The organism is Streptomyces sp. Act143 (assembly GCF_003143935.1).
Lineage (GTDB): Bacteria > Actinomycetota > Actinomycetes > Streptomycetales > Streptomycetaceae > Streptomyces.
On the sequence record NZ_QFRX01000001.1, the window covers coordinates 6,036,658 to 6,061,623 of the forward strand.

The window sequence follows — 24,966 nt, forward strand, 5'->3', positions numbered from 1 at the left end:
CGGCGGCGGTGTCGGCCCGGGCGTGGAGCGGTGGCCTGCGAAGATCCAGCGCCATGGGATCAGTAGTACAAACTGACAAAAACAGGCCGAAGTGGGGGGTCCGGGGCACCCTCGCCGTCCTGGCCCTCGCCGTGGTCGCCTCCGGCTGTGCGCAGGGCGAGAGCACCAAGGTCCGCCCGGCGCCCGGCCAGCAGCCCCTGAAGGCGCCCCCGGCCCGCGCGCTCGACGCGTACGCCACCAAGCTGCGCGCCTCGGCGCGGATCGCCGAACGCTGGGGTCTGGCCAGGGTCCCGCTGACGCCCCCCGCGCCGCCCGCGAAGAAGCCGCACATCACCACCCGTAAGGGCTTCGAGGTCGACGGTCACGAGGAGCGCGGCCTGCCGCCCGTCTTCACCACGATCCCCACCAAGCAGAAGATCGTCTTCCTCACCATCGACGACGGCGCCGAGAAGGACCCGGCGTTCCTGCGGATGATGAGCGAGCTGAAGATCCCGTACACCGCCTTCCTCAGCGACTACCTGGTCAAGGAGGACTACGGGTACTTCAAGCGGATGCAGGACCGGGGGACGGTGCTCAACAACCACACCCTCCACCACCCCTACCTGCCCGGGCTGTCCCCCGCCCGCCAGAAGCGCGAGATCTGCGGCATGCAGGACGTGATCGAGAAGCGCTACGGCAAACGGCCGCTGCTGTTCCGCCCGCCCTTCGGCAACTACGACGAGGACACCCTGGTCGCGGCGAAGGCGTGCGGGGTGAAGTACGCGCCGATCTGGAACGAGGAGGTCTTCGTCGACCACTGGGAGTACCGCGAGTGGGACCGGAAGATCCACCCGGGCGACATCGTGCTGAGTCACTTCCGCGGCCGGGAGGACTGGAAGGGCACCATGCCGGACATGGTCAGGCGCTTCCTGGACAAGATCACGGCCGAGGGGTTCGCGGTGGCCCGGCTGGAGGACTACTTGTGAGGGCCTTGACGGCCGCTGTGGCGATGGCCCTGCTGCTGACCGGCTGCGCCCAGTCCGTCGACCCCCTCGAACGGCTGGGCAGGAAGGCGGTCACGTACGGCGCCAAGGGGGTGCGGTCCGGGCCCGCCGTGCCGGTGGTGACGCGGGTCCGCACCGCCGACAAGGTGGTCTTCCTGACGTACGACGACGGCGCCGAACGGGACCCGCGCTTCGTCCGGCTGGTCCGCGAACGGCGGCTGCCCGTCAGCATGTTCCTCACCGACAGCGTGGCCGGGCCCGGCTACGGCCACTTCGCCCGGCTGCGGTCGGTGGGGGCCGGTATCCAGAACCACACCCTCGACCACGCCGCCCTGCGCGGCCTGCCCTACGCCGGCCAGCGCGCCGAGATCTGCGGCCAGCAGGACAAACTCGCCGCCCGCTTCGGCGTCCGCCCGCGCTACTTCCGGCCGCCCTACGGCACGTACGACACCACGACCCTGCGCGCGGCGACGGACTGCGGCATCGGGGCGGTCGTGCTGTGGCGGGTGTCGATGGAGGACGGCAGACCGGCCTACGCGAGCGGAGAGCACCGCCTGCTCCCCGGCGACATCGTCTCCCTGCCGTCGACGGAGGCGACCGGGCTGACCCTGGTGGAGCGCACGACACGCCTGCTGCGGGAGATCGGGAAGGCGGGTCTGCGGGTGGGGCGGCTGGAGGACTACCTCTGACAGCGGGAGGGCTGCCGCTGTCAGCATCCGATGTAGGGACGCAATTAGCAGTCCGCTTGACCGAGTGCTAATCACGGTCATAGTCTCGGCTCTGGCACTCCCCCCTGGAGAGTGCCAATACGCGACGGGCAGGTCCGGCACCCGCGACGACGGATCGACCTGGTCGCCACCTCAGACAGTTAACCCCGTGAGATCTCCGAAGGGGGAGGTCGGATCGTGACGACCGCCAGCTCCAAGGTTGCCATCAAGCCGCTCGAGGACCGCATCGTGGTCCAGCCGCTCGACGCCGAGCAGACCACGGCCTCTGGCCTGGTCATCCCGGACACCGCGAAGGAGAAGCCCCAGGAGGGCGTCGTCCTCGCCGTGGGCCCGGGCCGCTTCGAGAACGGCGAGCGTCTGCCGCTCGACGTCAAGACCGGCGACATCGTGCTGTACAGCAAGTACGGCGGCACCGAGGTGAAGTACAACGGCGAGGAGTACCTCGTCCTCTCGGCTCGCGACGTGCTCGCGATCATCGAGAAGTAAGTCACCCCGAGCATTCAGTTGCTTCACGCTGCGCCCCTGGCCCCCGCGACCACATAAGAACCCGGGCGCCCGGGGCGCAGTGTCTTTTTTTCACCGACAGATTTCGAGAGGGCTCCCGCTGTCATGGCGAAGATCCTGAAGTTCGACGAGGACGCCCGTCGCGCCCTCGAGCGCGGCGTCAACAAGCTGGCCGACACGGTCAAGGTGACGATCGGCCCCAAGGGCCGCAACGTCGTCATCGACAAGAAGTTCGGCGCCCCCACTATCACCAACGACGGTGTCACGATCGCCCGTGAGGTCGAGATCGAGGACCCGTACGAGAACCTCGGCGCGCAGCTGGTGAAGGAGGTGGCGACCAAGACCAACGACATCGCGGGTGACGGTACGACCACCGCCACCGTGCTCGCCCAGGCGCTGGTGCGCGAGGGCCTGAAGAACGTCGCCGCGGGTGCCTCCCCGGCGCTGCTCAAGAAGGGCATCGACGCCGCCGTCAAGGCCGTCTCCGAGGACCTGCTCGCCTCGGCCCGCCCGATCGACGAGAAGTCCGACATCGCCGCCGTGGCCGCGCTCTCCGCGCAGGACCAGCAGGTCGGCGAGCTCATCGCCGAGGCGATGGACAAGGTCGGCAAGGACGGTGTCATCACCGTCGAGGAGTCCAACACCTTCGGTCTGGAGCTGGACTTCACCGAGGGCATGGCCTTCGACAAGGGCTACCTGTCGCCGTACTTCGTGACGGACCAGGAGCGCATGGAGGCCGTCCTGGAGGACCCCTACATCCTCATCAACCAGGGCAAGATCTCCTCCATCCAGGACCTGCTGCCGCTGCTGGAGAAGGTCATCCAGGCCGGCGCCTCGAAGCCGCTGCTGATCATCGCCGAGGACGTCGAGGGCGAGGCCCTGTCGACCCTGGTCGTGAACAAGATCCGCGGCACCTTCAACGCCGTCGCCGTGAAGGCCCCCGGCTTCGGTGACCGCCGCAAGGCGATGCTCCAGGACATGGCCGTCCTCACCGGCGCCACGGTCATCTCCGAGGAGGTCGGCCTCAAGCTCGACCAGGCCGGTCTGGACGTGCTGGGCTCCGCCCGCCGCGTGACCGTCACCAAGGACGACACCACCATCGTCGACGGTGCCGGTTCCTCCGAGGACGTCGTCGGGCGCGTCAACCAGATCAAGGCCGAGATCGAGAACACCGACTCCGACTGGGACCGCGAGAAGCTCCAGGAGCGCCTCGCGAAGCTGGCCGGCGGCGTGTGCGTGATCAAGGTCGGCGCCGCCACCGAGGTGGAGCTGAAGGAGAAGAAGCACCGTCTGGAGGACGCCATCTCCGCGACCCGCGCCGCGGTCGAGGAGGGCATCGTCTCCGGTGGTGGCTCCGCGCTGGTCCACGCCGTCAAGGTCCTCGAGGGCAACCTCGACAAGACCGGCGACGAGGCCACCGGCGTCTCCGTGGTCCGCAAGGCCGCCGTCGAGCCGCTGCGCTGGATCGCCGAGAACGCCGGCCTGGAGGGCTACGTCATCGTCTCCAAGGTCGCCGAGCTCGACAAGGGCAACGGCTACAACGCCGCCACCGGCGAGTACGGCGACCTGGTCAAGGCCGGCGTCATCGACCCGGTCAAGGTCACCCGCTCCGCCCTGGAGAACGCCGCCTCCATCGCCTCCCTCCTCCTGACGACCGAGACCCTGGTCGTCGAGAAGAAGGAAGAGGAGGAGCCGGCGGCCGCTGGTCACAGCCACGGCCACGCGCACTGAGCCCAGTAGCTCCTAGAGGGCCCGGCATCCAGGGATGGGTGCCGGGCCTTCGCGTTGCGGGGCGGTTGCCGACCGTTCCTCATGCGGCCGCCGCGGTCTCAACGCGGTTGTTGCTCCACTTCTCCGCGATCTCCTTCGCGAGTTCGAAGCATTCGCCGTCGGCCTTTCCCTCGTACGCCCTGAAGTCCCGCTCGATGAGCGCCGCGTCGGGATGCCTGCTCTCGTAGCGCCGCTGCTCCGTCTCCGAGAAGCACGAGCGCAGGGCGCTGAAGAGCGCGGCCGCCGACGAGCGCACCTCCTCGTCCTCACCGCTCTTGAGAGCGCAGTCCCGCCAGACGTGCAGCGGGAAGTCCTGCATCTGATCGCCCTCGCACCACCAATCCCGGTCCTGGGAGAGCAGTACCTCGGCCGTGGCCTGCAGCACGAACATCTTGGCCAGCACGGGGACACCCCTGCTCACGTCCCAACCGTCCATGAAGTGACCGGGGAACGCGTACTCGCCCCGGTTGGTGGGGTTCGTCAGGCTCTTCGCGTGCAGCAGCAGCAGGGAGGCCGCCTCGACCAGCGTGGTGTCGTCGGCGAACTGCGCCTCCATGTGGTACGGGTGCTTGAGCGCGCCGTCGGCCAGTATCTCGTCGATGATCCATGTGGCTGTTCCGTTGTCCACGTCTCCCGCATCCCACGCGGGTTCGAGTATCCGGATGGCAACGCGCGGCTGACCGATCAGGATCGTGGCGCTGAGGGTGCCCGACAATCGCTGCGGTGTTCCGGGGGGAATCGCCTCCAGCAGGCTTGTCACATCGAGCCGCTGCCGCTCGCGGGCGTTGTGCTCAGCGGTGAGCAGTGTGCCGAACAGCGTGGCCGCGGTGGCGAGACCGCCTCCGATGAAGGTGGCGAAGACCGTCAGCTCCTCGCCCTCGGGAGAGGAGCCGACAGAGAACCCGAACAAGCCCGCGTGGAGCGCCAGCACCACGGCCATCCACAGCATCACGGCGGCGATGGCCGCGAGGAACAGATAGCCGGCGCTCTGCACGGGATTGCGCCGAGCCCAGATGCGGAGCGCCCCCGTGACCCGTCGCAGCCGGCCCATCAACCGGCCCTCCTGGCCCGCCTTATCTGGGCCTGCGGCCGGTCGTCCCCGTACATGTCCTCGATCTCGACCGCCGACGCCTCGTCCTTGCCCCGGTACCAGGCCCCGGCCTTCTTGGCCTCGTCCTTGCTCAGGAAGCCTATGAAGTCCTTCCGCTTACCGCTCTCGATGACTGCCGCCGCCCTTTCGTACACCCCCTGCTCCATCTGTTCCACGGGCAGCCCGATGTCCTTGGCCTCGTGGAATTCGATGGGGAACAGATGGTGGGTGTACTCGAAGACGAGTCGTGTGGCGATCTCCTTGATGAGCTTGTCGTCGACCTCCTCCGTACGCATACGCAGGAGCCGGCGGGCGTAGAACTCGCCGATCCTGAGGCTCCTGCCCCAGCCGCCGAAGTCCAGTGCCGAGACGCTCCCCATCAACGGCTGGACCATACCCAGCGTGTATGCGCTGGCGATGTTCAGCAGATCGCTGACGGCGACCTTTCCGTTCGTCTCCCTGATGAGCTTGGGCAGGAACATCTGGAACGTCCGGATTCCGAAACCCCGGACGTAGTCGACGCTCTGGTAGCAGTCGAGTGCCGACACGAAATTCGCCGGGTTGCGTGGATCGGGGATCTGCGTGTCCAGCGGGCCCAGTTCACCGAAGGCCGACAGATAGAGTTTGTCCGCCCCGAGGGCCAGGAGCGTGCTGGCGCTCTTTGCCCGGCCGGGCACATAGACGCTGACGTTCTTCGAGTACTCCGCCAGGTAAAGCGCCGAGGAATACGCGCTGTCGAGGCTGCCGCCGGGAGAGTCCAGGAGCACGTTGAGCGCGATGTCGGAGGTGTCCTCTCCCGGCGCCGGATACCCGAAGGCCTCGCACAGCATGTCCCGGAGGTTTCCCTCCGTGCCCTTCTTCCTGTTGTCCGAGATGAACTCGCCGCGGATGAGCAGCCAGGCTCCGCCGACGTACTGCGCCAGCTCCAGTCCCGCCTTCTTGACTTCCTCGACCTCGGAGAGGGTCATCCTCTCGGCTTCCGAACGCAAGCCCACGTCAAGCGCGCTGGCTCGTTCTTCGTGTGACGCCGTGCCGTTCGTGTACTGATCGTTCATCGGAGTCCGCCTCCGAGTGAGTGTGCCCCCCGTAAGTCCGGAGATCTTCTCCGAAATGGGCATGTGTGGAACTTTCAGCGTCCAGCCGTGCGGGGCCGACGTCAGCGTGCCGAAGGTCCTGGGGGTGTGGCCCGGATGTCCCAAATCCGAGGAGCTCAGGCGGGGTTGACGGGTCTTCGGCGGCAGCGGAAGGTCCGGCACCCCGGGCGAGTCCCGGAGGTGCCGGACCTTGCCGGTGGTTACTGCTCCAGCGCGTCCAACGCCCCCAACTGCCCCATCAGCCCCATCCGGTCGTACTGCCACCAGCCCTCGGCGAGCTTCCCGCCGGCGGCGCAGCGGTGAACGGTCGTCCCGGTCATCGTCACCTTCTTCCCCGTGGCCGTGAGGCCCAGGAACTCCCCGACATGGGTGCCGTTCCAGGTCCACCGGGTGCACACCCGGTCGCCCTGGGCGAGCTGGTCGTGGAGGGTGAAGCCGAAGTCGAAGCCGCCCCGCCACATCTCGATCCCGCGGCGGACGGCGTCGAGGCCGATCGCGTCCTGCTCACTGGCGGGATCGTGGTCGCGGTAGTCCTCGGTGAGCAGGCCGTGCAGCGCGGGCAGCTCTCCTCGTCCGCCGAGCATCTCGAAGAACCTCCGCGCGGTGGCGGAGTGGAGCTGCTCGTCCCGCACCACGTCCAGGTCAGTGAAGGTGGGCATCCCGTCGCAGAGAGCCACCATCTCCTGGAAGATCTTGTCCGTCTCGGGCAGGTTCGAATTCCGCATCGCCTCCTCGTACGACGGGAACTCCACGATCTCGATGAAGTGCGACGCGTCCGAGCGGTCCTTGCCGATGAGGTCGTGCGTCGCGGTCCGCTTCCCCTTGGTCTGCTCGACCCACCTGTCCATCAGCCGGTTCATCTCGTCGAACCGGCTGGTTCTGCAGTCGATGAGCTGTACGAAGGTCATGGCACTCTCGCCTCCGGCCCCCTGGGTCCGGTCTGAACAGCACCATTGTCCTCCCCTTTGACCTCATGAGCGCGGTCCGGCACCTCGGCAGGCGCCTACTGCGGCCCGTACCTCCGCCCGGTCCGCGAAGTGATCCCCCCGATCAGCCCCCGGGGCACCACCTTCACCACGCCCATCAGCGCCTTGTACCGCGGGTCCGGGATCGACAGCGTCTTCCCCCGGGCCAGGTCGTGGAGCGCGGACGCCACCAGCTTGTCCGCGTCCAGCCACATCCATCCCGGGATGTTGTCCGTCCCCATCCCGGCCCGCTGATGGAACTCGGTGCGCACGAACCCCGGCGCCAGGGCCATCAACCGCACCCCGCTGCCCGCCAGATCCTTGGCCGCGCCCTGCGTGAACTGCACGACCCACGCCTTGGAGGCGCCGTACGTCCCGCGCGGCACGAAGGCGGCCACGGAGGCGACGTTCACGACACCGCCGCGCCCGCGCTCCCGCATCGCCTCCGTCGCGGCCGACGTCAGCCGGAGCACCGCCTCGCAGTGGACCTTGAGCATCCTCAGCTCGTCGGCCATGGAGACGTCGAGGTAGCGGCCCTTGTTGCCGAAGCCGGCGTTGTTGACCAGCAGGTCGACGGGGCGGCGGCGGTCGGAGAGGCGGGCGGCGACCGACTCGATGCCCTCGTCGGTGGCCAGGTCCGCCGTCAGGACCTCCACCTCGACGCCGTGCCGGTCGTGCAGTTCGGTGGCCTGTTCACGCATCCGCTTGGTGTCGCGGGCCACCAGCACCAGGTCATGCCCGTCAGCCGCCAGCCGCCGAGCGAACGCGGCACCGATGCCCGCGGTCGATCCCGTAATCAATGCCGTTGTCATGGCGCAAGGTTAATGACCCGGACCGCATGCGTCCGGTTGCCGTCAGGCCTTGGACCGCCCGTACTTCTCCAGGTATTCGTGCGCGGACCGGCGCACCTCCGGGTGCAGCGCCTCACCCGCGGCCAACATCCGTGGCAGCAGGGCCCGTTCGGTGGTCGTCGCCCGGAACGCCAGGGCGACCGTGACGTCGTGGCCGGGCCGGTGCACGATCTCGACCGGGTCCCCGGCCCGGAACTCGCCCGGCTCGATCACCCGCAGATACGCCCCCGGCGCCCCCTGTGCCGTGAACCGCTTCACCCACCGCTGCTCGCCCATGTGGCCCTGGAAGGTGCCGCAGGGAATGCGCGCGCTGGTGATCTCCAGCACCACCTCGGGCCCGATCCGCCAGCGCTCGCCGATCAGCGCCCCGGACACGTCCAGACCGAGCGTGGTGATGTTCTCCCCGAACGCGCCGTTGGCCAGCGCGCGCCCCAACTCGCGCTCCCAGGCGTCCAGATCCTCCCGGGCCACGGCGTAGACCGCCTGGTCGTCACCGCCGTGATGCTGCCGCTTGCACACGTCGTCCCCGGCGAGGCCGCTTCCGCCGATCCCCTTCGGCCCGGGCGCCGCCACCCGCACCGGCCCCGTCACCGGCTGCTTGTCGATCCCGGTCAGCCCCTCGGGGTTGTCCGTGTACGGCACGGCCTTCGCCCGGCCCAGGTTCACAGAGAGAAGCTTCATGAGCGGCACGGTAAAGGGCCGGTCATCAAAGTCGCTACGCATTATTAGCCGTGGCATCAAAGAACGCCTTATCCTCGATTTGTGATCGAAGCCCGCCATCTCCGCGTCCTGCGCGCCGTCGCCACCACCGGCTCCTTCTCCGCCGCCGGTCGCGAACTGGGCTGCACCCAGCCCGCCGTCAGCCAGCAGATGAAGGCCCTGGAGGCGTCCGTGGGCACGCCGCTGCTCGTCCGCAGCGGGCGCGAGATGCGGCTGACGCAGGCGGGCGAGGCCCTCGTCCGGCACGCCAACGGCATCCTCGCCGGGCTCACCGCCGCCGAGGAAGAGGTCGCCGCGATCGCGGGCCTGCGGGCCGGCCGGGTCCGGCTCGTCTCCTTCCCCAGCGGCAGCTCCACCCTTGTCCCCACCGCCCTCGCCGCGCTGCGCGCCGCACACCCCGGCACCCGCGTCTCCCTGGAGGAGGCCGAACCGCCGCAGTCCGTCGAGATGCTGCGGACGGGCGACTGCGACATCGCGCTCGCCTTCCGGTACGAAGGCGCCGCGGGCGGCGGTGACGAATGGGAGGACCTCGTCGTACGGCCCCTGCTGCGGGACCGGCTCGTCGCCCTCGTACCCGAACGGCACCGCCTCGCCCGGGTCGCCTCCGTCGGCATCGGCGAACTGGCCCGCGAGTCCTGGATCGCCGGATGCCCGCGCTGCCGGGGGCAGTTGGTGGAGGTGTGCGAGGGCGCCGGCTTCACGCCCCGCATCGACTTCGCGACCGACGACTATCCGGCGGTGGTCGGCCTGGTGGGCGCGGGCCTCGGGGTGGCCGTCCTGCCGCAGCTCGCCGTCGAGTCGGTACGGCCCCGGGGCGCACGCACGGTGACCCTGGAACCGGCCGTCCGCCGGGAGATCGTCGCCCTGACCCTGCCCGACCTGGCCCAGGTGCCGGCCGTGGCGGCGACGCTGGACCGGCTCGCGATCGCCGCGGGGCGGCAGCAGCCGTAGAGAGCAGCAAACACCCGTAGAAAGCGGCAGCAGGCCCAGTACAGCGGCAGCAACCCCGGAAAAGTGAAGGGGCACGCGTGCGCGTGCCCGTTTTGGAGAAACGTTCCTTCAGTTGTTCGAAACGGCGTGCCCGCCGCTCGACGCCGCCGTCACCAGGCGGTTGCGCGCCCGGCCCATGAGCTCTTCGCGCTCGTCCTCGGTCAGCCCGCCCCATACGCCGTACGGCTCTCTCACCGCCAACGCGTGCGCCGCGCACTGCGCGCGCACCGGGCACCTCATGCAGACCTCCTTGGCCGAGTTCTCACGAGCGCTCCGCGCCGCACCGCGCTCGCCCTCCGGATGGAAGAAGAGCGAACTGTCGACCCCGCGGCAGGCAGCCAGGAGCTGCCAGTCCCACAGGTCCGCGTTCGGTCCGGGAAGGCGGGAGAAATCTGCCATTGCGTGACCCCTTGTAGCCGTTCTGTGGCGGATACGGTGTCCACGACCGTACATCTACGATCTAAGGAGATGAAAATATGACTCATTGCGAATCTAGCCTCAGACACCAGCAAAAGGGAAGAAATAGGGCTGAATGGGGCACCGGTTGTGATGAAACGTTGTGGGTCCGCCCTGCATGTCTGCACCGTGTCCGCGCCCTCACGTAGAGTGCCGAAGACGGCGCACGGCCCCGTAACTCTTTCGAGTGACCGTCGTTGAGAGTGCGGAGGCGGTTGAAGCTACAAGTGCTCGGGCAGGCGTCCGAGACGGTCGACCGCACAGGTGACGATTCGTACCAGCCTGGAGGCTCAAGGTGACGTGCATCAGCTGCGGAGGGCGGCCATGACATCCGTCCTCGTCTGCGACGACTCCCCGCTTGCCCGAGAGGCGCTCCGCCGCGCGGTCGCGACCGTGCCCGGCGTCGAGCGCGTGACGACCGCGGCCAACGGCGAGGAAGTCCTCCGCCGCTGGGGCGCGGACCGCTCGGACCTGATCCTGATGGACGTACGCATGCCCGGACTGGGCGGCGTCGAGACCGTGCGGCGGCTGCTGTCCGCCGACCCCGGTGCGCGCATCATCATGCTCACCGTCGCGGAGGACCTGGACGGCGTCGCGCTCGCGGTGGCCGCGGGTGCGCGGGGCTACCTGCACAAGGACGCCTCCCGGGCCGAGCTGCGGGCCACGGTGACGCAGGCCCTGGCCGACCCGACCTGGCGGCTCGCCCCGCGTCGGCTGCGTTCCGCCGAGATGGGTGCCGCGCCCACGCTCACCGCGCGTGAGATCCAGGTGCTCGAGGGTATGAGCCACGGGCGGTCCAACGCGGAGATCGGGCGGGAGCTGTTCCTGTCCGAGGACACCGTCAAGACGCATGCGCGACGGCTGTTCAAGAAGCTGGGTGCGTCCGACCGGGCGCATGCCGTCGCGCTCGGGTTCCGGTGGGGCCTGGTTCGCTGAGAGCCCGGCCGTCCGGGCCGTCGCTCTGGTGCTGGTGCGTTGTGGCTGGTCGCGCCCACGCGGCGGAGCCGCACATGGTGCAGCCCCGCGCCCCTTCGGGCGCGGGCCTCTGTGCCCGGTGCTTGTTTCGGCGCCGATGCCGCATCCTTGAGGTGTGGAGTCTCTCGGGGACGAGTCGGTCGAGCGGAAGGGGAGGGCGCAGGAGATGAGTTCCGGCGCACCTGCTCATAACGCTTCGGTGCACAACAGCGGGCGCGATGCCACGGATGAATCGGCCACAGTGCACCATGGACCGATGCGCGAGGACGAGACGACGGTGATCGGTGGGCTTGTCCATCGCGCCGTCGACGGGGATGAGCAGGCGACCCACGACCTGCTGGCCCATGTCCACCCACTGGCGCTGCGCTACTGCCGTACGCGGCTGTCGCGGCTCCCCGGCGACGCACGTCACTTCGTGGAGGACCTCGCCCAGGAGGTCTGCGTCGCGGTGCTGCTCGCGCTGCCGCGCTACCGGGACACCGGGCGCCCCTTCGAGGCCTTCGTCTTCGCCATCGCCGCCCACAAGGTCGCCGACCTTCAGCGCGCCGCCATGCGGGGGCCCGGGTCCACGGCCGTTCCGTCCGACGAGATGCCCGAGCGGCCCGACGACTCCCTCGGCCCCGAGGAGCGGGCGCTGCTCAGCAGTGACGCCGAATGGGCCAAGAAGCTCCTGGCCAATCTGCCCGAGAACCAGCGGGAGCTGCTGCTGCTGCGGATCGCGGTGGGGCTGACGGCGGAGGAGACGGGACAGATGTTGGGAATGTCACCGGGCGCGGTCCGGGTGGCCCAGCACCGGGCGCTGAGCCGGTTGCGAGCGCTCGCAGAGCAGTAGTCCCCGGTAGTTGCACGGCAGTTCGCGGCGGTTCCCCGGCTTTGTGGCTTTGTTGAACAGGTCGCACCTCAGTTCCGTACGAACATACGAAGCCGGTAGCCGGACGGAACCGTGGAATTCGGGACCCTTCCTTCCCGTTAGCATGGACATCCGCACCGATCAAGGCCATTGGGGAAGGTGTCATGACTGCAAACGTCGACGGAGTGCCCGCCAAATTCGCGACACTCGGGCTGACCTACGACGACGTGCTGCTGCTGCCGGGCGCGTCGGACATGGCGCCCGACGAGATCGACACCGCCTCGTACGTCTCCAAGAACGTGCGGGTGAACATCCCGCTGCTGTCCGCCGCCATGGACAAGGTCACCGAGTCGCGCATGGCGATCGCGATGGCCCGCCAGGGCGGCGTCGGCGTACTGCACCGCAACCTCTCCATCGAGGACCAGGCCAACCAGGTCGACCTCGTCAAGCGCTCCGAGTCCGGCATGGTGGCCGACCCGATCACCGTGCACCCGGACGCCACGCTCGCCGAGGCCGACGCGCTGTGCGCCAAGTTCCGCATCAGCGGCGTCCCGGTCACCGACCCGAGCAAGAAGCTGCTCGGCATCGTCACCAACCGCGACATGGCCTTCGAGAGCGACCGCACCCGCCGGGTCCGCGAGGTCATGACGCCGATGCCGCTGGTCACCGGCAAGGTCGGCATCTCCGGCGTCGAGGCCATGGAGCTGCTGCGCAAGCACAAGATCGAGAAGCTTCCGCTGGTCGACGACGAGGGCGTCCTCAAGGGCCTCATCACCGTCAAGGACTTCGTCAAGGCCGAGAAGTACCCGAGCGCCGCGAAGGACGCCGAGGGCCGCCTGCTCGTCGGTGCCGCGGTCGGTGTCGCCGGTGACGCCTTCGAGCGCGCCCAGGCCCTGATCGAGGCGGGCGTCGACTTCATCGTCGTCGACACCGCGCACGGCCACTCCCGGCTGGTCGGCGACATGGTCGCCAAGATCAAGTCCAACCACACGCGCGTGGACGTCATCGGCGGCAACATCGCCACCCGTGACGGCGCCCAGGCGCTCATCGACTCCGGCGTGGACGGCATCAAGGTCGGCGTCGGCCCCGGCTCCATCTGCACCACCCGCGTCGTCGCCGGCATCGGCGTCCCGCAGGTCACGGCCATCTACGAGGCCTCGCTGGCCGCCAAGGAGGCCGGCATCCCGGTCATCGGCGACGGTGGCCTCCAGTACTCCGGCGACATCGCCAAGGCGCTCGTCGCGGGCGCCGACACCGTGATGCTGGGCTCGCTGCTCGCCGGCTGCGAGGAGTCCCCGGGCGAGCTGCTGTTCATCAACGGCAAGCAGTTCAAGTCGTACCGCGGCATGGGCTCGCTCGGCGCCATGCAGTCCCGCGGCGACCGCAAGTCCTTCTCCAAGGACCGCTACTTCCAGGAGGGCGTCGCCTCCGACGAGCAGCTGGTCCCCGAGGGCATCGAGGGCCAGGTGCCCTACCGCGGCCCGCTCTCCTCGGTCGTCCACCAGCTGGTCGGCGGCCTGCGCCAGTCGATGTTCTACGTCGGCGGCAGGACCGTGCCGGAGCTCCAGGCCAACGGCCGGTTCGTCCGCATCACGTCGGCGGGCCTGAAGGAGTCGCACCCGCACGACATCCAGATGACGGTCGAGGCGCCGAACTACAGCCGTAAGTAGTCCGCAGGTCTCCCCAGGGCGGCTCCGGAGCATCCGGGGCCGCCCTTGTCGTACCCGTCGGGGATACTGGAAGACGCTGAAACGCATCACGAAAGGCCACCCACGTGACTGAGATCGAGATCGGGCGCGGCAAGCGCGGCCGCCGGGCGTACGCCTTCGACGACATCGCCGTCGTCCCCAGCCGTCGTACGCGCGACCCGAAGGAGGTCTCGATCGCCTGGCAGATCGACGCCTACCGCTTCGAGCTGCCGTTCCTGGCCGCCCCCATGGACTCGGTCGTCTCCCCGGCCACCGCCATCCGCATCGGCGAGCTCGGCGGCCTGGGCGTGCTGAACCTCGAAGGTCTGTGGACGCGGTACGAGGACCCGCAGCCGCTGCTCGACGAGATCGCGGGGCTGGACGCCGAGACCGCCACCCGCCGCCTCCAGGAGATCTACTCCGCCCCCATCAAGGAGGAGCTGATCGGCGCGCGCATCAAGGAGGTGCGCGACTCCGGCGTGGTCACGGCGGCGGCGCTCTCCCCGCAGCGCACGGCGCAGTTCTCCAAGGCGGTCGTGGACGCGGGCGTGGACATCTTCGTCATCCGCGGTACGACGGTCTCGGCGGAGCACGTGTCGGGTTCGCACGAGCCGCTGAACCTGAAGCAGTTCATCTACGAGCTCGACGTCCCGGTGATCGTCGGCGGCTGCGCCACGTACACCGCGGCCCTGCACCTGATGCGCACCGGTGCCGCGGGTGTCCTGGTCGGCTTCGGCGGCGGCGCCGCGCACACGACGCGGAACGTGCTCGGCATCCAGGTGCCCATGGCGACCGCCGTCGCCGACGTGGCGGCGGCCCGCCGTGACTACATGGACGAGTCCGGCGGCCGGTACGTGCACGTGATCGCCGACGGCGGTGTCGGCTGGTCCGGCGATCTCCCCAAGGCGATCGCCTGCGGCGCGGACGCCGTGATGATGGGCTCCCCGCTCGCCCGTGCCACGGACGCGCCGGGCCGCGGCCACCACTGGGGCATGGAGGCGGTGAACGAGGAGCTGCCGCGCGGCAAGAAGGTCGACCTCGGCACGGTCGGCACCATCGAGGAGGTCCTGACCGGCCCGTCGCACATCCCGGACGGCTCGATGAACTTCTTCGGCGCCCTGCGCCGCGCCATGGCCACGACCGGGTACAGCGAGCTCAAGGAGTTCCAGCGCGTCGAGGTGACGGTCGCGGACTCGCAGCACAAGCGGTAGGTCGTACAGCCGCACATCCGGACATCCGTGCTGTCGCACGGTGCGGTCGCGGACCGTGCGTGAAGGCCCGTCCACCGGGGAGGTGGGCGGGCCTTCACGCGTGCCGTGTGCCGTGCGGTGACGATCCCGTGCTTCTCAGAGGCGGTGTGCCGCCCCCGTCGGGGTCGCGCCCCGGGTGTCCAGCAGCAGCTGTGCCTTCACCGACAGGCCCTGGAGGTCGTACGTGCGGTGGTGCTGGAGCAGGATCGTCAGGTCCGCGTCGGCGGCGGCCTCGTAGAGGGAGTCCGCGCGGGGGACCGGGCGGTCCAGGACGTTCCAGGAAGGGACGTGCGGGTCGTGGTAGCTGACCGAGGCGCCGAGCTCCATCAGCCGGACCGCGATCTCGCGGGCGGGGGTGGCCTGTTGGTCGGCGAGGTCGGGCTTGTAGGTGACGCCCAGGAGCAGGACGCGGGCGCCTCGGGCCGACTTGCCGTGCTCGTTGAGGAGGGTCGCGGCGCGCTGGACGGCGTAACGCGGCATCTGGCTGTTGACCTGCTGGGCGAGTTCGACCATCCGCAGGCCGCGGCCGACGGGGGCGCCGGTGAGGTCCTGCGGGGCCGCGTGGCCGCCGACGCCGGGGCCGGGGCGGAAGGACTGGAAGCCGAAGGGCTTGGTCTCCGCGCAGCGGATCACGTCCCACAGGTCGACGCCGAGGTCGTGGCAGAGGACGGCCATCTCGTTGACGAGGGCGATGTTGACGTGCCGGTAGTTGGTCTCCAGGAGCTGCACGGTCTCCGCCTCGCGCGGTCCACGCGCGCGTACCACCTTGTCGGTGAGGCGTGAGTAGAAGGCGGCAGCGGACTCGGTGCAGGCGGGGGTCAGGCCGCCGATCACCTTGGGGGTGTTGGCGGGGGTGAAGTCGCGGTTGCCGGGGTCGACCCGGCTGGGGGAGTAGGCGAGGTGGAAGTCGCGGCCCGCGCGGAGGCGGGAGCCCTCTTCGAGGAGGGTGCGCAGGAAATCCTCGGTGGTGCCGGGGAGTACCGGGGACTCCAGGATGACCGTGGTGTGCGGGCGCAGCTGCGCGGCGAGGGTGCGGGCCGCGGACTCCACCTGGGTGAGGTCGAGGCCGCCGTCGGCGGCGCGCGGTGTCGGGGCGCAGATGACGGCGGTGCGGACGCGGCCGAGTTCGGCGGGTGAGGTGGCGGGCCGGAAGCCCCCCGAGAGCATCCGGCGCAGTTCGGCGGGGGTGAGGGAGCCGGCCTCCGGCCCGGTGCGGTAGCCGAGCGTGGGGATGCCGGCTGCGACGGCGGCCTGGGCCAGGGGGAGTCCGTAGGGGCCGAGTCCGATGACGGCGAGATCTGCGGGCATGGCGTGGACCGTCCTTCCCAGAGCCGAAGCGGGAGAGCCGAGGCTGAGTAACCGAAGCGGGACAGGTGCGCAAGCCCTGTGGACAGGATGAGCGAGCGCAATGTCAGACTAGGAGTAAATCTGACCGAAATACGAGATTGATTCCTTGTGTCTTCCCCTGGGATCTCTCGAACTCCGGGCCACATCCTGTGGAAGTTGTCCACAGGCTGGGAGCGACTGGTGGCTGAAGTCGGGCAAGCCGGTCAGAATTTGGGCATGAGGGATACGGACCGGGTCACTCCTGAAGCGGCGTGACCGGCGTGACCGACAGCGGGAGGCAGCGGTGAGGACAGCGACACTGGGGCCGGCGCAGCGGGCCGAGGCACTCGCCTCCATGGCCGAGCGTGAGCTGGACCTACTGGTGGTGGGCGGCGGTGTGGTCGGTGCCGGGACTGCCCTGGACGCCGTCACGCGCGGGCTGTCCGTCGGCCTGGTCGAGGCGCGTGACTGGGCGTCGGGCACCTCCAGCCGGTCGAGCAAGCTCGTTCACGGCGGCCTGCGTTATCTGGAGATGCTCGACTTCGCGTTGGTGAGGGAGGCGCTGAAGGAGCGCGGCCTGCTGCTGGAGCGGCTCGCCCCGCATCTGGTGAAGCCGGTGCCCTTCCTGTATCCGCTGCAGCACAAGGGCTGGGAGCGGCTGTACGCCGGTTCGGGCGTCGCGCTCTACGACACGATGTCGATGGCCCGCGGGCACGGCCGCGGGCTGCCGATGCACCGTCACCTGAGCCGCCGTCACGCCCTGCGGGTCGCACCCGCGTTGAAGAAGGACGCCCTGGTCGGCGCGTTGCAGTACTACGACGCCCAGATGGACGACGCCCGCTTCGTGGCCACCCTCGTGCGCACGGCGGCGGCTTACGGCGCGACGGTCGCCAACCGCGCGCGCGTGACGGGATTCCTGCGCGAGGGCGAGCGGGTCGTCGGCGCGCGCGTGCAGGACGTCGAGGCCGGCGGGGAGTACGAGATCCGTGCCAAGCAGATCGTCAACGCCACGGGCGTGTGGACCGACGACACCCAGGCCATGGTGGGCGAGCGCGGGCAGTTCCACGTCCGCGCCTCCAAGGGCATCCACCTCGTCGTCCCTAAGGACCGCATCCACTCCACGTCCGGGCTGATCCTGCGCACCGAGAAGTCCGTGCTGTTCGTCATCCCGTGGGGGCGGCACTGGATCATCGGCACGACGGACACCGACTGGGACCTCGACAAGGCGCATCCGGCCGCGTCCAGCGCGGACATCGACTATCTGCTGGAGCACGTCAACTCGGTGCTCGCGGTGCCGTTGACGCGGGACGACGTCCAGGGCGTGTACGCGGGCCTCAGGCCGCTGCTGGCCGGCGAGTCGGACGCCACGAGCAAGCTGTCCCGCGAGCACACCGTGGCCCACCCCGTGCCGGGCCTCGTGGTGGTGGCGGGCGGCAAGTACACGACGTACCGGGTCATGGCCAAGGACGCGGTGGACGAGGCGGTGCACGGGCTCGACCTGCGGGTCGCGGAGTGCGTCACGGAGGACGTGCCGCTGCTGGGTGCCGAGGGGTACCGGGCGCTGTGGAACGCGCGAGCGCGGATCGCCGCGCGGACGGGGCTGCACGTGGTGCGGGTGGAGCACCTGCTGAACCGATTCGGCTCGCTGGCCGAGGAGGTTCTGGCGCTCATCGCGGCGAATCCCTCGCTGGGCGAGCCGCTGGCCGCCGCCGAGGACTACCTGCGCGCCGAGGTCGTCTACGCCGCCTCGCACGAGGGGGCGCGGCATCTGGACGACGTGCTGACCCGGCGCACCCGCATCTCCATCGAGACCTTCGACCGGGGCACCCGGAGCGCACGCGAGGCCGCGGAGCTGATGGCGCCGGTGCTGGGCTGGGACAAGGACCAGATCGAGCGCGAGGTCGAGCACTACGAGAAGCGGGTGGAGGCCGAGCGGGAGTCGCAGCGGCAGCCGGACGATCTGACGGCGGACGCGGCGCGGTTGGGGGCGCCGGACATCGTGCCGTTGTAGAGGATTGGTGGTGGGCCTCGCCGGCGGAGCTTCGTCGGCGAGGCCTTTTCGGGTGCGGGGCTCATGGCCGGGAGCTGCTTGGGTGCGCCTCTTCGCGAGCCCGGTCTCTGGCCGGGCTTCGCGGTGGATCGAGTTCACTCGAACGGGTGTCGCGAGTCGGGATCTTCGTTCGGAACCCGGGCGTTCTACGAGGTGCGGGGGCAGAACTCGGCGGCGAGCAGGGCCGGTTCGAGGTCGGGGTCTGCGATCGCGGTCGTGTTCACGCGGAAGGTGAGGACACGACGACCGCCGACGGTGGCCGCGGTGCGCACGTAGCTGCCGGCGATACGGCCGTTGTGCCCCCACACCGTCGTGCCGCACGGCAGCTTCACCGGAAACAGCCCCATGCCGTACAGGCCGTGTGCGGCACGGGTGTCGAGCATCTCGCGCAGCCAGTGCGGGGGCAGCAGCCGGCCGCCGAGGAGCGCCGCGTAGAAGCGGTCCAGATCGGCGAGGGTGGTCACCAGCTCGCCCGCGGCCCCGGCCGCCCGCGGGTCGAGCTCGGTGACATCGGTGCCGTCGGTGTCGTGGGCGCGGCCGTGCGGAGCGGGGAGGGAAACGCGTGAACCAGGGAAGGAGGTGCCGGTCAGGCGCAGCGGAATGAGGATGCGGTGCACGGCCTCGGAGGCGTAGGAGTGGCCCGTGACCTGCTCGATGACCATGCCGAGGACCACGTAGTTGGTGTTCGAGTAGGAGTAGCGGCCGGGGTGGGACGGCGGGTGGGTGAGCGCGATGCCCACGGCCTGAAGAGGGGAGAGGGGAATCAGTCCGCGGGTGTCCACGGTGAAGTCGTACAGGCCGCTGGTGTGGGTGAGCAGGGCGCGCAGGGTCAGCGTGCGGCCGTCGTTGCCGGTTCCGCGCACCAGGCCCGGCAGGTGCTGGTCGACGGTGTCGGACAGAGACAGCCGGTGTTCCGCGGCCAGTTGGAGGATCACGGTCGCGATGAACGACTTCGTGATGCTGCCGGCGCGGAAGTGGTCGGCGCGGGCGATGCCTGGCCCGGCCTCGGCGTAATGCGTTCCGGTCTCCTCGCGGGCCAGCAGGGCGGCGGCCGGTGCCCTGCCCGTGGTGAGCAGCAGCGGGAGGACCGTGTCCGTCGGTGCGGTGGCGGGGGCGGAGGAGGCGGTCGGGGTGAGGGCGAGGAGCGCCACGGACAGGGGTACGGCCAGCAGTGTCCGAAACGGTGGCATGGCGGGTCCTCCTGTGTCGCGGCCCATCATCCATGGTGGCCGAAAATGAGCGTCCGGTGGTCCTGGAACGAGAGACACGGGGTGGGGTCAGGGTGTCTTTGAGGCGGCTTTGGGGTGCCTTTGGGGTGCGTGGCCGCCACGCGCTGTGAGGGGCCGGTCGCCCTGATGGTCGGCTTGTCGTCAGGGGCACCCTGGGCGTTGGGCACTTGTCGGGTGAGGGACAATGGAGGCTCTGTCAGGGCGGGTTGTATGAGGGGACGCATGTCGGAGGCGGAGCGGGCGGGGGCATCCCGTCAGGACAAGAGCGAACGTCTCCTCGCCGGGCGGTACCGGTTGGGAGCAGTGCTCGGCCGCGGCGGCATGGGCACGGTGTGGCGCGCCGAGGACGAGACCCTGGGCCGGATCGTCGCCGTGAAGGAACTGCGGTTCCCCTCCAACATCGACGAGGAGGAGAAGCGCCGGCTGATCACGCGCACGCTGCGGGAGGCCAAGGCGATCGCGCGGATCCGCAACAACAGCGCGGTGACGGTCTTCGACGTGGTCGACGAGGACGACCGGCCGTGGATCGTGATGGAGCTCGTCGAGGGCAAGTCGCTGGCGGAGGTGATCCGTGAGGACGGCCTGCTGGAGCCGAGGCGTGCCGCGGAGGTCGGGCTCGCGGTGCTCGACGTGCTGCGCTCGGCGCACCGCGAGGGCATCCTGCACCGGGACGTGAAACCGTCCAATGTGCTGATCTCCGAGGACGGCCGGGTCGTGCTCACCGACTTCGGCATCGCGCAGGTCGAGGGCGACCCGTCCATCACCTCGACCGGCATGCTGGTCGGCGCGCCCTCCTACATCTCCCCGGAGCGTGCCCGCGGGCACAAGCCGGGTCCCGCGGCCGACCTGTGGTCGCTGGGCGGACTGCTGTACGCGTCGGTGGAAGGTGTGCCGCCGTACGACAAGGGGTCCGCGATCGCGACGCTCACCGCGGTGATGACCGAGCCGCTGGAGGAGCCGAAGAACGCGGGGCCGCTGAAGGACGTCATCTACGGCCTGCTGACCAAGGACCCCGAGAAGCGGCTCGACGACGCCGGTGCCCGCGTGATGCTCAACGCGGTGATCCACGCGCCCGAGCCGAAGGCGGGCGAGCCGGAGCCGGCGCCGGACGCGACGAAGGTCGTGCCGCTGCCTCCGCAGCCCGATCGGGGTGCGGGGGACGCCGGGGAGCGGCTGCGGGGGGCGCTGCGTTCCGTGCGGAAGGCGGCGGGCGCGGCCGGGGCGGTCGGGGCCGCGGCTGCTTCCCGGGCCAAGACCGGGGCCGGTAAGGGCAGTTCGGGCGGCGCAGCAGCCGCTACGGCCGCTGGTACTGGTACCGGCGCTGGTGTCACCGGTGGGCCGGCTTCCGGGACGGGTGCCGGAGTCGGTGGCGGTGTGGCTTCGGGCCCGGGTGCGGGTTCGGGCTCCGGCTCGGTCGGCGTGGGTGGTTCCGGGGCCGGTGGTGCGGGTGCCCGTGATGCCGGTGTCCGTGGTGCCGGTGCTGCGGGCGGGGCGGGCTCGGCGAGCACCGCGGGTACGGGGACTGGCGGGCGGAGTTCGGGGTGGCCCGTGATGACGCCGCCGGATCTGCCTCCGCGGCCGGTGCCGAGGGCGCCGCTCACCGATGTGGTGCCCCGGCGGACGTTGGTGATCATCGCGGTGGCCGTCGTGCTCGCCGTGGTCGCGGCCGTGCTGGCGTTCACATTCGGCGGGGACGACGACTCGTCCGCCGACTCCGCGGGTGGCGGCGGCGCCAAGTCCTCCGCCAGTGCGAGCGCGCGTGCCTCCACCAAGGAGGACCAGGGCGGCGGTGCCCAGACGGACGGCCGGGCGAGCCAGTCGGCGGAGGCCGGAGCCCCGTCCCAGGGCACCCCGAGCAACAGTCCCACCGCGACCGGCGGCAGCGACGGGAGCGGTGCCGCCGACGGTGGCAGCATCGCGGTGAAGACGTACAAGGGCGGGCAGGGGTACTCGATCGGGTTGCCCAAGGGCTGGAAGTTCCAGTCCTCGGGGTCGGCGGGGGATCGTTTCACCGGTCCCGACGGGCAGAAGCTGCTGGTCGGCTGGACGTCCACACCGAAGGACGACCCGGTGGCGGACTGGGAGGCCCAGGAGCGGTACATGGTGCGTTCCCAGTACGACCGGATCCGCATAGCGAAGGTGGACTACCGGGGCTGGCTCGCGGCCGACTGGGAGTTCACCTATGTGGAGCGCGGGACGAAGTACCGGTCCATCGACCGGGGGTTCGTCGTCAACGACCATCTCGGATATGGGTTGATGTACACGGCGAAAGCCGCCAATTGGGGCAGCGAGCTGCGTAAGGACACCTGGCAGACGCTCGCGAAGACGTTCGAACCGAAATCGTGAAGTGACCGTGGGGTGACCGGTTCCGCGTTTCGGACATGAGATCTGGCATCCCCTCTTTGCGGGTTGCCTCCGGCACGTATCGTGAGTGCTTGCGGACCGTACGCATCCAGGTATGGGTACGGAACGGGACGCGGGGCGAACGGATTTGACCGACCGGGCTGCCGGGGGAGGCAACGTGGACGACTATGCGGGACGGGTACTCGCCGACCGCTACCGCCTGCCGCTGCCCCCTTCCGACGAGTACGAACTCACCGAGACCCGGGCCTTTGACACCTACAGCGGGCAGGAAGTCCTGGTCAGGCAGGTGCCGTTGCCGGAGGTCGTCGAGGCCGAGGTGCTCGACGCCGAGGGGCTGCCCGACGGTTTCACGGCAAGGGACCCGCGGGACAGGGGAGTTCGGCGGGCCGGGGCGGCGGCGCGGACCAGTACGCGACGGCCGACCGACCCGGCCGTGCGGCGCGCTGTGGAGGCCGCGCAGGCCGCCGCGCAGATACCCGACCATCCGCGGCTCGACCAGGTCTTCGACGTGTTCGCCGAGGGCGGGTCGCTGTGGATCGTCAGCGAGTTGGTGGCCGCGCGGCCCCTGGCGGCGCTCCTCGCGGAGAAGCCGCTGACGCCCTACCGGGCGGCCGAGGTCGCCTCCGACGTGCTGATGGCCCTGCGGGTGCTGCACGCGCACGGCTGGGTGCACCGGAACATCACCGCCCGTACCGTCCTCGTCTGCGACGACGGCCGTGTGATGCTGACCGGGCTGGCGGTCGGCGCGGCGGAGGAGGCGCTGTGCGGGTACGACCCGGTGCCCGCTCCTGAGGGTGACGGGGGCGGTGGCGTCGCGCGGGGGACGGGCGCGTCTGGTGGGACGGATGTGCCGGGGACGTTCGGGGGTCCGGGGCGTGTGACCGGGACCGGCGGGGCGCGTGGTGCCGCCGGGCCCGTGGGTGCCATGGATCCCGAGGCCGCGCGGCGGGCGGCCATCGAGGCTCGGGAGGCCGGGGGGCTGCCGGGGCTCGGCAATGACACGACGGGCGGTACGGGCGGTACGGGCGGGTCGGGCGCGGTGGAGCGCCGGGCCGTGGAGACGACCGGCGGTGACGTGCGGGCGGCGCGGGCAGGAGCGATCGCCGCGTATCGCGCGGGCGCACGGGCCGCCGCCCGCGTCCAGGAGGCCCAGCAGAACGGCCACGCCGCCCTGCCCGGAGCCCGCCCGGCACCGGAAGAAGGCACCTCCGCGACGGGGGCCGCACCAGGCGGGACGGGGGGTGTCCCCGGCCTCGGCGGCGCGCCCGCGACCAGGGCCTTCCCCGGCCACGACCCCGGCCATGACCCTGACGGATGGGCCGTACCCAGCCCCGCTGGACAGCCCCATCCAAACCCCGGTGGACAGGCCCTGTCCGGCACGGGTGGGCACGGCGTGCCCGGTTCCGGTTCTCCGCTGGACGGTGCCGTCGCGCCCGGACGGGAGGAGCGGGGGCGGCCTGGTGCCGTCCCTCCGGGGCAGATAGCCGACCCCTATGGCGTGCGGGCCGGTTCCTGGCACGGGGCCGCTCCCCGTGGCGGCGGTGCCGCGCTGCCGACCGCAGGGCAGGGCCGTACGGCCGCACTGCCCCCCGCGGGCGCCGGCCACACACCGCGCGTTCCCGAGTCCGCGCCCGCCCCGAGCCGTTGGGACGAGCTCGTCGCCGCCGCGCCCGCGCCCCGTGGCCCCGCCACCGCGCTGGCCGCCGAGCGGGCGCGGCAGGCCAGGATGGCCGTGGTCGGACCGGTGACCGAGCGCTGGGCGCCGGAGCAGGCCGGGCCGGTGCACGAGAACTGGCAGCTGGCCGCGCCGATCGGGCCCGCGACCGACCTGTGGGCGCTGGGCGCACTGCTGTTCCGGGCCGTGCAGGGGCACGCGCCGTATCCGGAGGAGTCGACCGCGGAGCTGGTGCAGATGGTGTGCGCCGAGCCGCCGGCCTTCGCAGAGGAGTGCGGACCGCTCCGGCCGGTCGTGGAGTCGCTGCTGCGTCAGGACCCCACCGAGCGGCTGGACTTCGAGGAGCTGCGGGGCTGGCTGCGCTCGCTCGTGCGGTCCGCGCCGGAGCCGGAGGCGGGCGCGCACGTCGTCGCCGCGCCGCCCGTCGAGGGCAGCCGACTGCCCGTCGTACGGCGGCGCGGGGAGCTGGTGCGCAGGCGGCGCGCCGGGCTGCCCGCGACCAGTGCGCACGGACGGCACAAGCGCGCCAAGACCGGTCGGCAGGAGGAACGTTCCCCGCGCCGCCTCGGCCGCACGCTGCTGCTGCTCGTGCTGCTGCTGATGGCGGGGGCGATCGCGTACGCCATGCTGTTCATGCCGAAGACCGACTCGACGGACGGCGCGGGAGCCTCGGACCGGACCGGTGCCGCCGGTGAGGTCAGCGAGGCGCCGCAGCAGGACGGCGGACAGAGCGGCGGCCAGGACGCCAGCAGTGAGCCCCGGCCCGAGCAGACCACCCCGAAGGCGGACGACGACGCATCCGGTTCCGCCGAGCCGCAGTCCAGTGCCGGCCCCGACGTCGCCGACGGCTTCACCCTGCGCTCCGACGCCGCCGGTTTCCGCGTCGCCGTGGCCGACGGCTGGGACCGTACGCCGGAGAACGGCCGCGGTCAGGTGGTGTACTCGCACGGCGACTTCGACCTGATCCTCGTACCCGGGCGGGACGGCGCGGACGAGTTCGGCGAGGACCCCATGGCGTACCAGCGGGAGGACGAGGCCGAACTGCAGCCCTACCGGAACTCCAGTTGGGCCAGCGCCTCCGGGCTGAAGACGATCTCGGTGGGCGGGAGGACCATGGCCGAGGGGCAGTTCACCTGGACCGACAGCGCGGGACGGGAGCTGTTCGTGCGCAATCTGGCGATCCTCGTCGGCGGGAAGTACCACGTGGTGCAGGTGCGCGGCCCCGAGGCGGAGCGGGACGAGGTCACGCGGCTGTACGAACAGGCGGCGGCGACGTACGAAGTGACCGGCTGAGCGCGCTCCGTGCCGGTTGCCTCCCGCTGCTGAAAGCGACAACTGTCACAGTGCCGTTTCCTTGGCACCCCCGTGGTTCCCTGCGTACGGGCCGGTCTTTACGCTGACCCTGTCA

General features: G+C 70.5%; 20 protein-coding genes. 12 read left to right on the forward strand and 8 right to left on the reverse strand.

Going from position 1 to position 24,966, the window contains the following annotated elements; genetic code table 11:
• Positions 1 to 53 precede the first annotated feature (53 nt).
• The 4 genes from DI272_RS27605 (at position 54) to groL (ending at position 3,946) form a co-directional block, all read left to right on the forward strand.
• On the forward strand, positions 54 to 965 hold the full coding sequence (locus tag DI272_RS27605) for a polysaccharide deacetylase family protein (RefSeq protein ID WP_109501066.1): 912 nt from the start codon (positions 54 to 56) through the stop codon (positions 963 to 965).
• A 23-nt stretch (positions 966 to 988) separates the two neighbouring features.
• Positions 989 to 1,672 (forward strand): polysaccharide deacetylase family protein, encoded by a 684-nt coding sequence (locus tag DI272_RS27610; RefSeq protein WP_109497922.1) that lies wholly within the window; start codon positions 989 to 991, stop codon positions 1,670 to 1,672.
• 216 nt (positions 1,673 to 1,888) lie between these two features.
• Positions 1,889 to 2,197, forward strand: coding sequence for a co-chaperone GroES (groES, locus tag DI272_RS27615; protein WP_055493212.1), 309 nt, complete (start codon positions 1,889 to 1,891; stop codon positions 2,195 to 2,197).
• Positions 2,198 to 2,320: 123 nt separating this feature from the next.
• Complete coding sequence (gene groL, locus DI272_RS27620; RefSeq protein WP_109497923.1) at positions 2,321 to 3,946, forward strand: chaperonin GroEL; 1,626 nt, start codon at positions 2,321 to 2,323, stop codon at positions 3,944 to 3,946.
• Positions 3,947 to 4,025: 79 nt separating this feature from the next.
• Here the strand turns inward: groL and DI272_RS27625 are convergent, their stop codons facing one another.
• The 5 genes from DI272_RS27625 to DI272_RS27645 form a co-directional block, all read right to left on the reverse strand.
• The gene (locus DI272_RS27625) at positions 4,026 to 5,036 is read right to left on the reverse strand and encodes a hypothetical protein (RefSeq protein WP_109497924.1); all 1,011 of its coding nucleotides are present in this window, start codon (positions 5,034 to 5,036) and stop codon (positions 4,026 to 4,028) included.
• On the reverse strand, positions 5,036 to 6,130 hold the full coding sequence (locus DI272_RS27630) for a hypothetical protein (RefSeq protein ID WP_181387326.1): 1,095 nt from the start codon (positions 6,128 to 6,130) through the stop codon (positions 5,036 to 5,038). The genes DI272_RS27625 and DI272_RS27630 overlap by 1 nt, the downstream gene beginning before the upstream one ends.
• 239 nt (positions 6,131 to 6,369) lie before the next feature.
• Complete coding sequence (locus DI272_RS27635; protein WP_109497926.1) at positions 6,370 to 7,077, reverse strand: ester cyclase; 708 nt, start codon at positions 7,075 to 7,077, stop codon at positions 6,370 to 6,372.
• Between the two features lie 95 nt (positions 7,078 to 7,172).
• Positions 7,173 to 7,946 carry an SDR family oxidoreductase gene (locus DI272_RS27640; RefSeq protein WP_109497927.1) on the reverse strand — a complete coding sequence of 258 codons (774 nt, stop codon included), beginning with the start codon at positions 7,944 to 7,946 and terminating at the stop codon, positions 7,173 to 7,175.
• A 42-nt stretch (positions 7,947 to 7,988) separates the two neighbouring features.
• Complete coding sequence (locus DI272_RS27645; protein ID WP_109501067.1) at positions 7,989 to 8,666, reverse strand: MOSC domain-containing protein; 678 nt, start codon at positions 8,664 to 8,666, stop codon at positions 7,989 to 7,991.
• 81 nt (positions 8,667 to 8,747) lie between these two features.
• On the opposite strand from DI272_RS27645, the gene DI272_RS27650 reads away from it, so the two are divergent.
• A complete protein-coding gene (locus tag DI272_RS27650; RefSeq protein WP_109497928.1) occupies positions 8,748 to 9,656 on the forward strand; it encodes a LysR family transcriptional regulator in 909 nt (302 codons plus the stop codon).
• Positions 9,657 to 9,764: 108 nt separating this feature from the next.
• Here DI272_RS27650 and DI272_RS27655 read toward each other — a convergent pair whose 3' ends face one another.
• Complete coding sequence (locus DI272_RS27655; protein WP_109497929.1) at positions 9,765 to 10,094, reverse strand: WhiB family transcriptional regulator; 330 nt, start codon at positions 10,092 to 10,094, stop codon at positions 9,765 to 9,767.
• Positions 10,095 to 10,475: 381 nt separating this feature from the next.
• On the opposite strand from DI272_RS27655, the gene DI272_RS27660 reads away from it, so the two are divergent.
• The 4 genes from DI272_RS27660 to DI272_RS27675 all read left to right on the forward strand — a co-directional run bounded on the left by DI272_RS27660 (position 10,476) and on the right by DI272_RS27675 (position 14,875).
• Positions 10,476 to 11,087, forward strand: a complete 612-nt coding sequence (locus DI272_RS27660) for a response regulator transcription factor (RefSeq protein WP_003948568.1) — start codon at positions 10,476 to 10,478, stop codon at positions 11,085 to 11,087.
• Positions 11,088 to 11,382: 295 nt separating this feature from the next.
• A complete protein-coding gene (locus DI272_RS27665) occupies positions 11,383 to 11,958 on the forward strand; it encodes a sigma-70 family RNA polymerase sigma factor (protein ID WP_059192858.1) in 576 nt (191 codons plus the stop codon).
• 182 nt (positions 11,959 to 12,140) lie between these two features.
• A complete protein-coding gene (guaB, locus tag DI272_RS27670) occupies positions 12,141 to 13,646 on the forward strand; it encodes an IMP dehydrogenase (RefSeq protein WP_109497930.1) in 1,506 nt (501 codons plus the stop codon).
• Between the two features lie 104 nt (positions 13,647 to 13,750).
• Positions 13,751 to 14,875 (forward strand): GuaB3 family IMP dehydrogenase-related protein, encoded by a 1,125-nt coding sequence (locus DI272_RS27675; protein ID WP_109497931.1) that lies wholly within the window; start codon positions 13,751 to 13,753, stop codon positions 14,873 to 14,875.
• Between the two features lie 135 nt (positions 14,876 to 15,010).
• On the opposite strand, the gene DI272_RS27680 is transcribed toward DI272_RS27675, so the two are convergent.
• Positions 15,011 to 16,222, reverse strand: coding sequence for a nucleotide sugar dehydrogenase (locus DI272_RS27680; protein ID WP_109497932.1), 1,212 nt, complete (start codon positions 16,220 to 16,222; stop codon positions 15,011 to 15,013).
• 322 nt (positions 16,223 to 16,544) lie between these two features.
• Between DI272_RS27680 and DI272_RS27685 the strand changes: the two genes are divergently transcribed.
• Positions 16,545 to 18,251 (forward strand): glycerol-3-phosphate dehydrogenase/oxidase, encoded by a 1,707-nt coding sequence (locus tag DI272_RS27685; RefSeq protein ID WP_109497933.1) that lies wholly within the window; start codon positions 16,545 to 16,547, stop codon positions 18,249 to 18,251.
• Between the two features lie 185 nt (positions 18,252 to 18,436).
• Here DI272_RS27685 and DI272_RS27690 read toward each other — a convergent pair whose 3' ends face one another.
• A complete protein-coding gene (locus DI272_RS27690) occupies positions 18,437 to 19,480 on the reverse strand; it encodes a serine hydrolase (protein ID WP_109497934.1) in 1,044 nt (347 codons plus the stop codon).
• A 261-nt stretch (positions 19,481 to 19,741) separates the two neighbouring features.
• Between DI272_RS27690 and DI272_RS27695 the strand changes: the two genes are divergently transcribed.
• Positions 19,742 to 21,865 carry a serine/threonine-protein kinase gene (locus DI272_RS27695; RefSeq protein WP_109497935.1) on the forward strand — a complete coding sequence of 708 codons (2,124 nt, stop codon included), beginning with the start codon at positions 19,742 to 19,744 and terminating at the stop codon, positions 21,863 to 21,865.
• 175 nt (positions 21,866 to 22,040) lie between these two features.
• Positions 22,041 to 24,851, forward strand: a complete 2,811-nt coding sequence (locus DI272_RS27700; protein WP_109497936.1) for a protein kinase — start codon at positions 22,041 to 22,043, stop codon at positions 24,849 to 24,851.
• Positions 24,852 to 24,966: the final 115 nt, after the last annotated feature.

Excerpts from the sequence above, each read along its gene's own strand:
- DI272_RS27605 (WP_109501066.1), top strand. The coding sequence starts at position 54 with ATGGGATCAGTAGTACAAACTGACAAAAACAGGCCGAAGTGGGGGGTC.
- DI272_RS27610 (WP_109497922.1), top strand. The coding sequence starts at position 989 with ATGGCCCTGCTGCTGACCGGCTGCGCCCAGTCCGTCGACCCCCTCGAA.
- groL (WP_109497923.1), top strand. The coding sequence starts at position 2,321 with ATGGCGAAGATCCTGAAGTTCGACGAGGACGCCCGTCGCGCCCTCGAG.
- DI272_RS27625 (WP_109497924.1), bottom strand. The coding sequence starts at position 5,036 with ATGGGCCGGCTGCGACGGGTCACGGGGGCGCTCCGCATCTGGGCTCGG.
- DI272_RS27630 (WP_181387326.1), bottom strand. The coding sequence starts at position 6,130 with ATGAACGATCAGTACACGAACGGCACGGCGTCACACGAAGAACGAGCC.
- DI272_RS27635 (WP_109497926.1), bottom strand. The coding sequence starts at position 7,077 with ATGACCTTCGTACAGCTCATCGACTGCAGAACCAGCCGGTTCGACGAG.
- DI272_RS27640 (WP_109497927.1), bottom strand. The coding sequence starts at position 7,946 with ATGACAACGGCATTGATTACGGGATCGACCGCGGGCATCGGTGCCGCG.
- DI272_RS27645 (WP_109501067.1), bottom strand. The coding sequence starts at position 8,666 with ATGAAGCTTCTCTCTGTGAACCTGGGCCGGGCGAAGGCCGTGCCGTAC.
- DI272_RS27655 (WP_109497929.1), bottom strand. The coding sequence starts at position 10,094 with ATGGCAGATTTCTCCCGCCTTCCCGGACCGAACGCGGACCTGTGGGAC.
- DI272_RS27660 (WP_003948568.1), top strand. The coding sequence starts at position 10,476 with ATGACATCCGTCCTCGTCTGCGACGACTCCCCGCTTGCCCGAGAGGCG.
- DI272_RS27665 (WP_059192858.1), top strand. The coding sequence starts at position 11,383 with ATGCGCGAGGACGAGACGACGGTGATCGGTGGGCTTGTCCATCGCGCC.
- guaB (WP_109497930.1), top strand. The coding sequence starts at position 12,141 with ATGACTGCAAACGTCGACGGAGTGCCCGCCAAATTCGCGACACTCGGG.
- DI272_RS27680 (WP_109497932.1), bottom strand. The coding sequence starts at position 16,222 with ATGCCCGCAGATCTCGCCGTCATCGGACTCGGCCCCTACGGACTCCCC.
- DI272_RS27690 (WP_109497934.1), bottom strand. The coding sequence starts at position 19,480 with ATGCCACCGTTTCGGACACTGCTGGCCGTACCCCTGTCCGTGGCGCTC.
- DI272_RS27695 (WP_109497935.1), top strand. The coding sequence starts at position 19,742 with ATGTCGGAGGCGGAGCGGGCGGGGGCATCCCGTCAGGACAAGAGCGAA.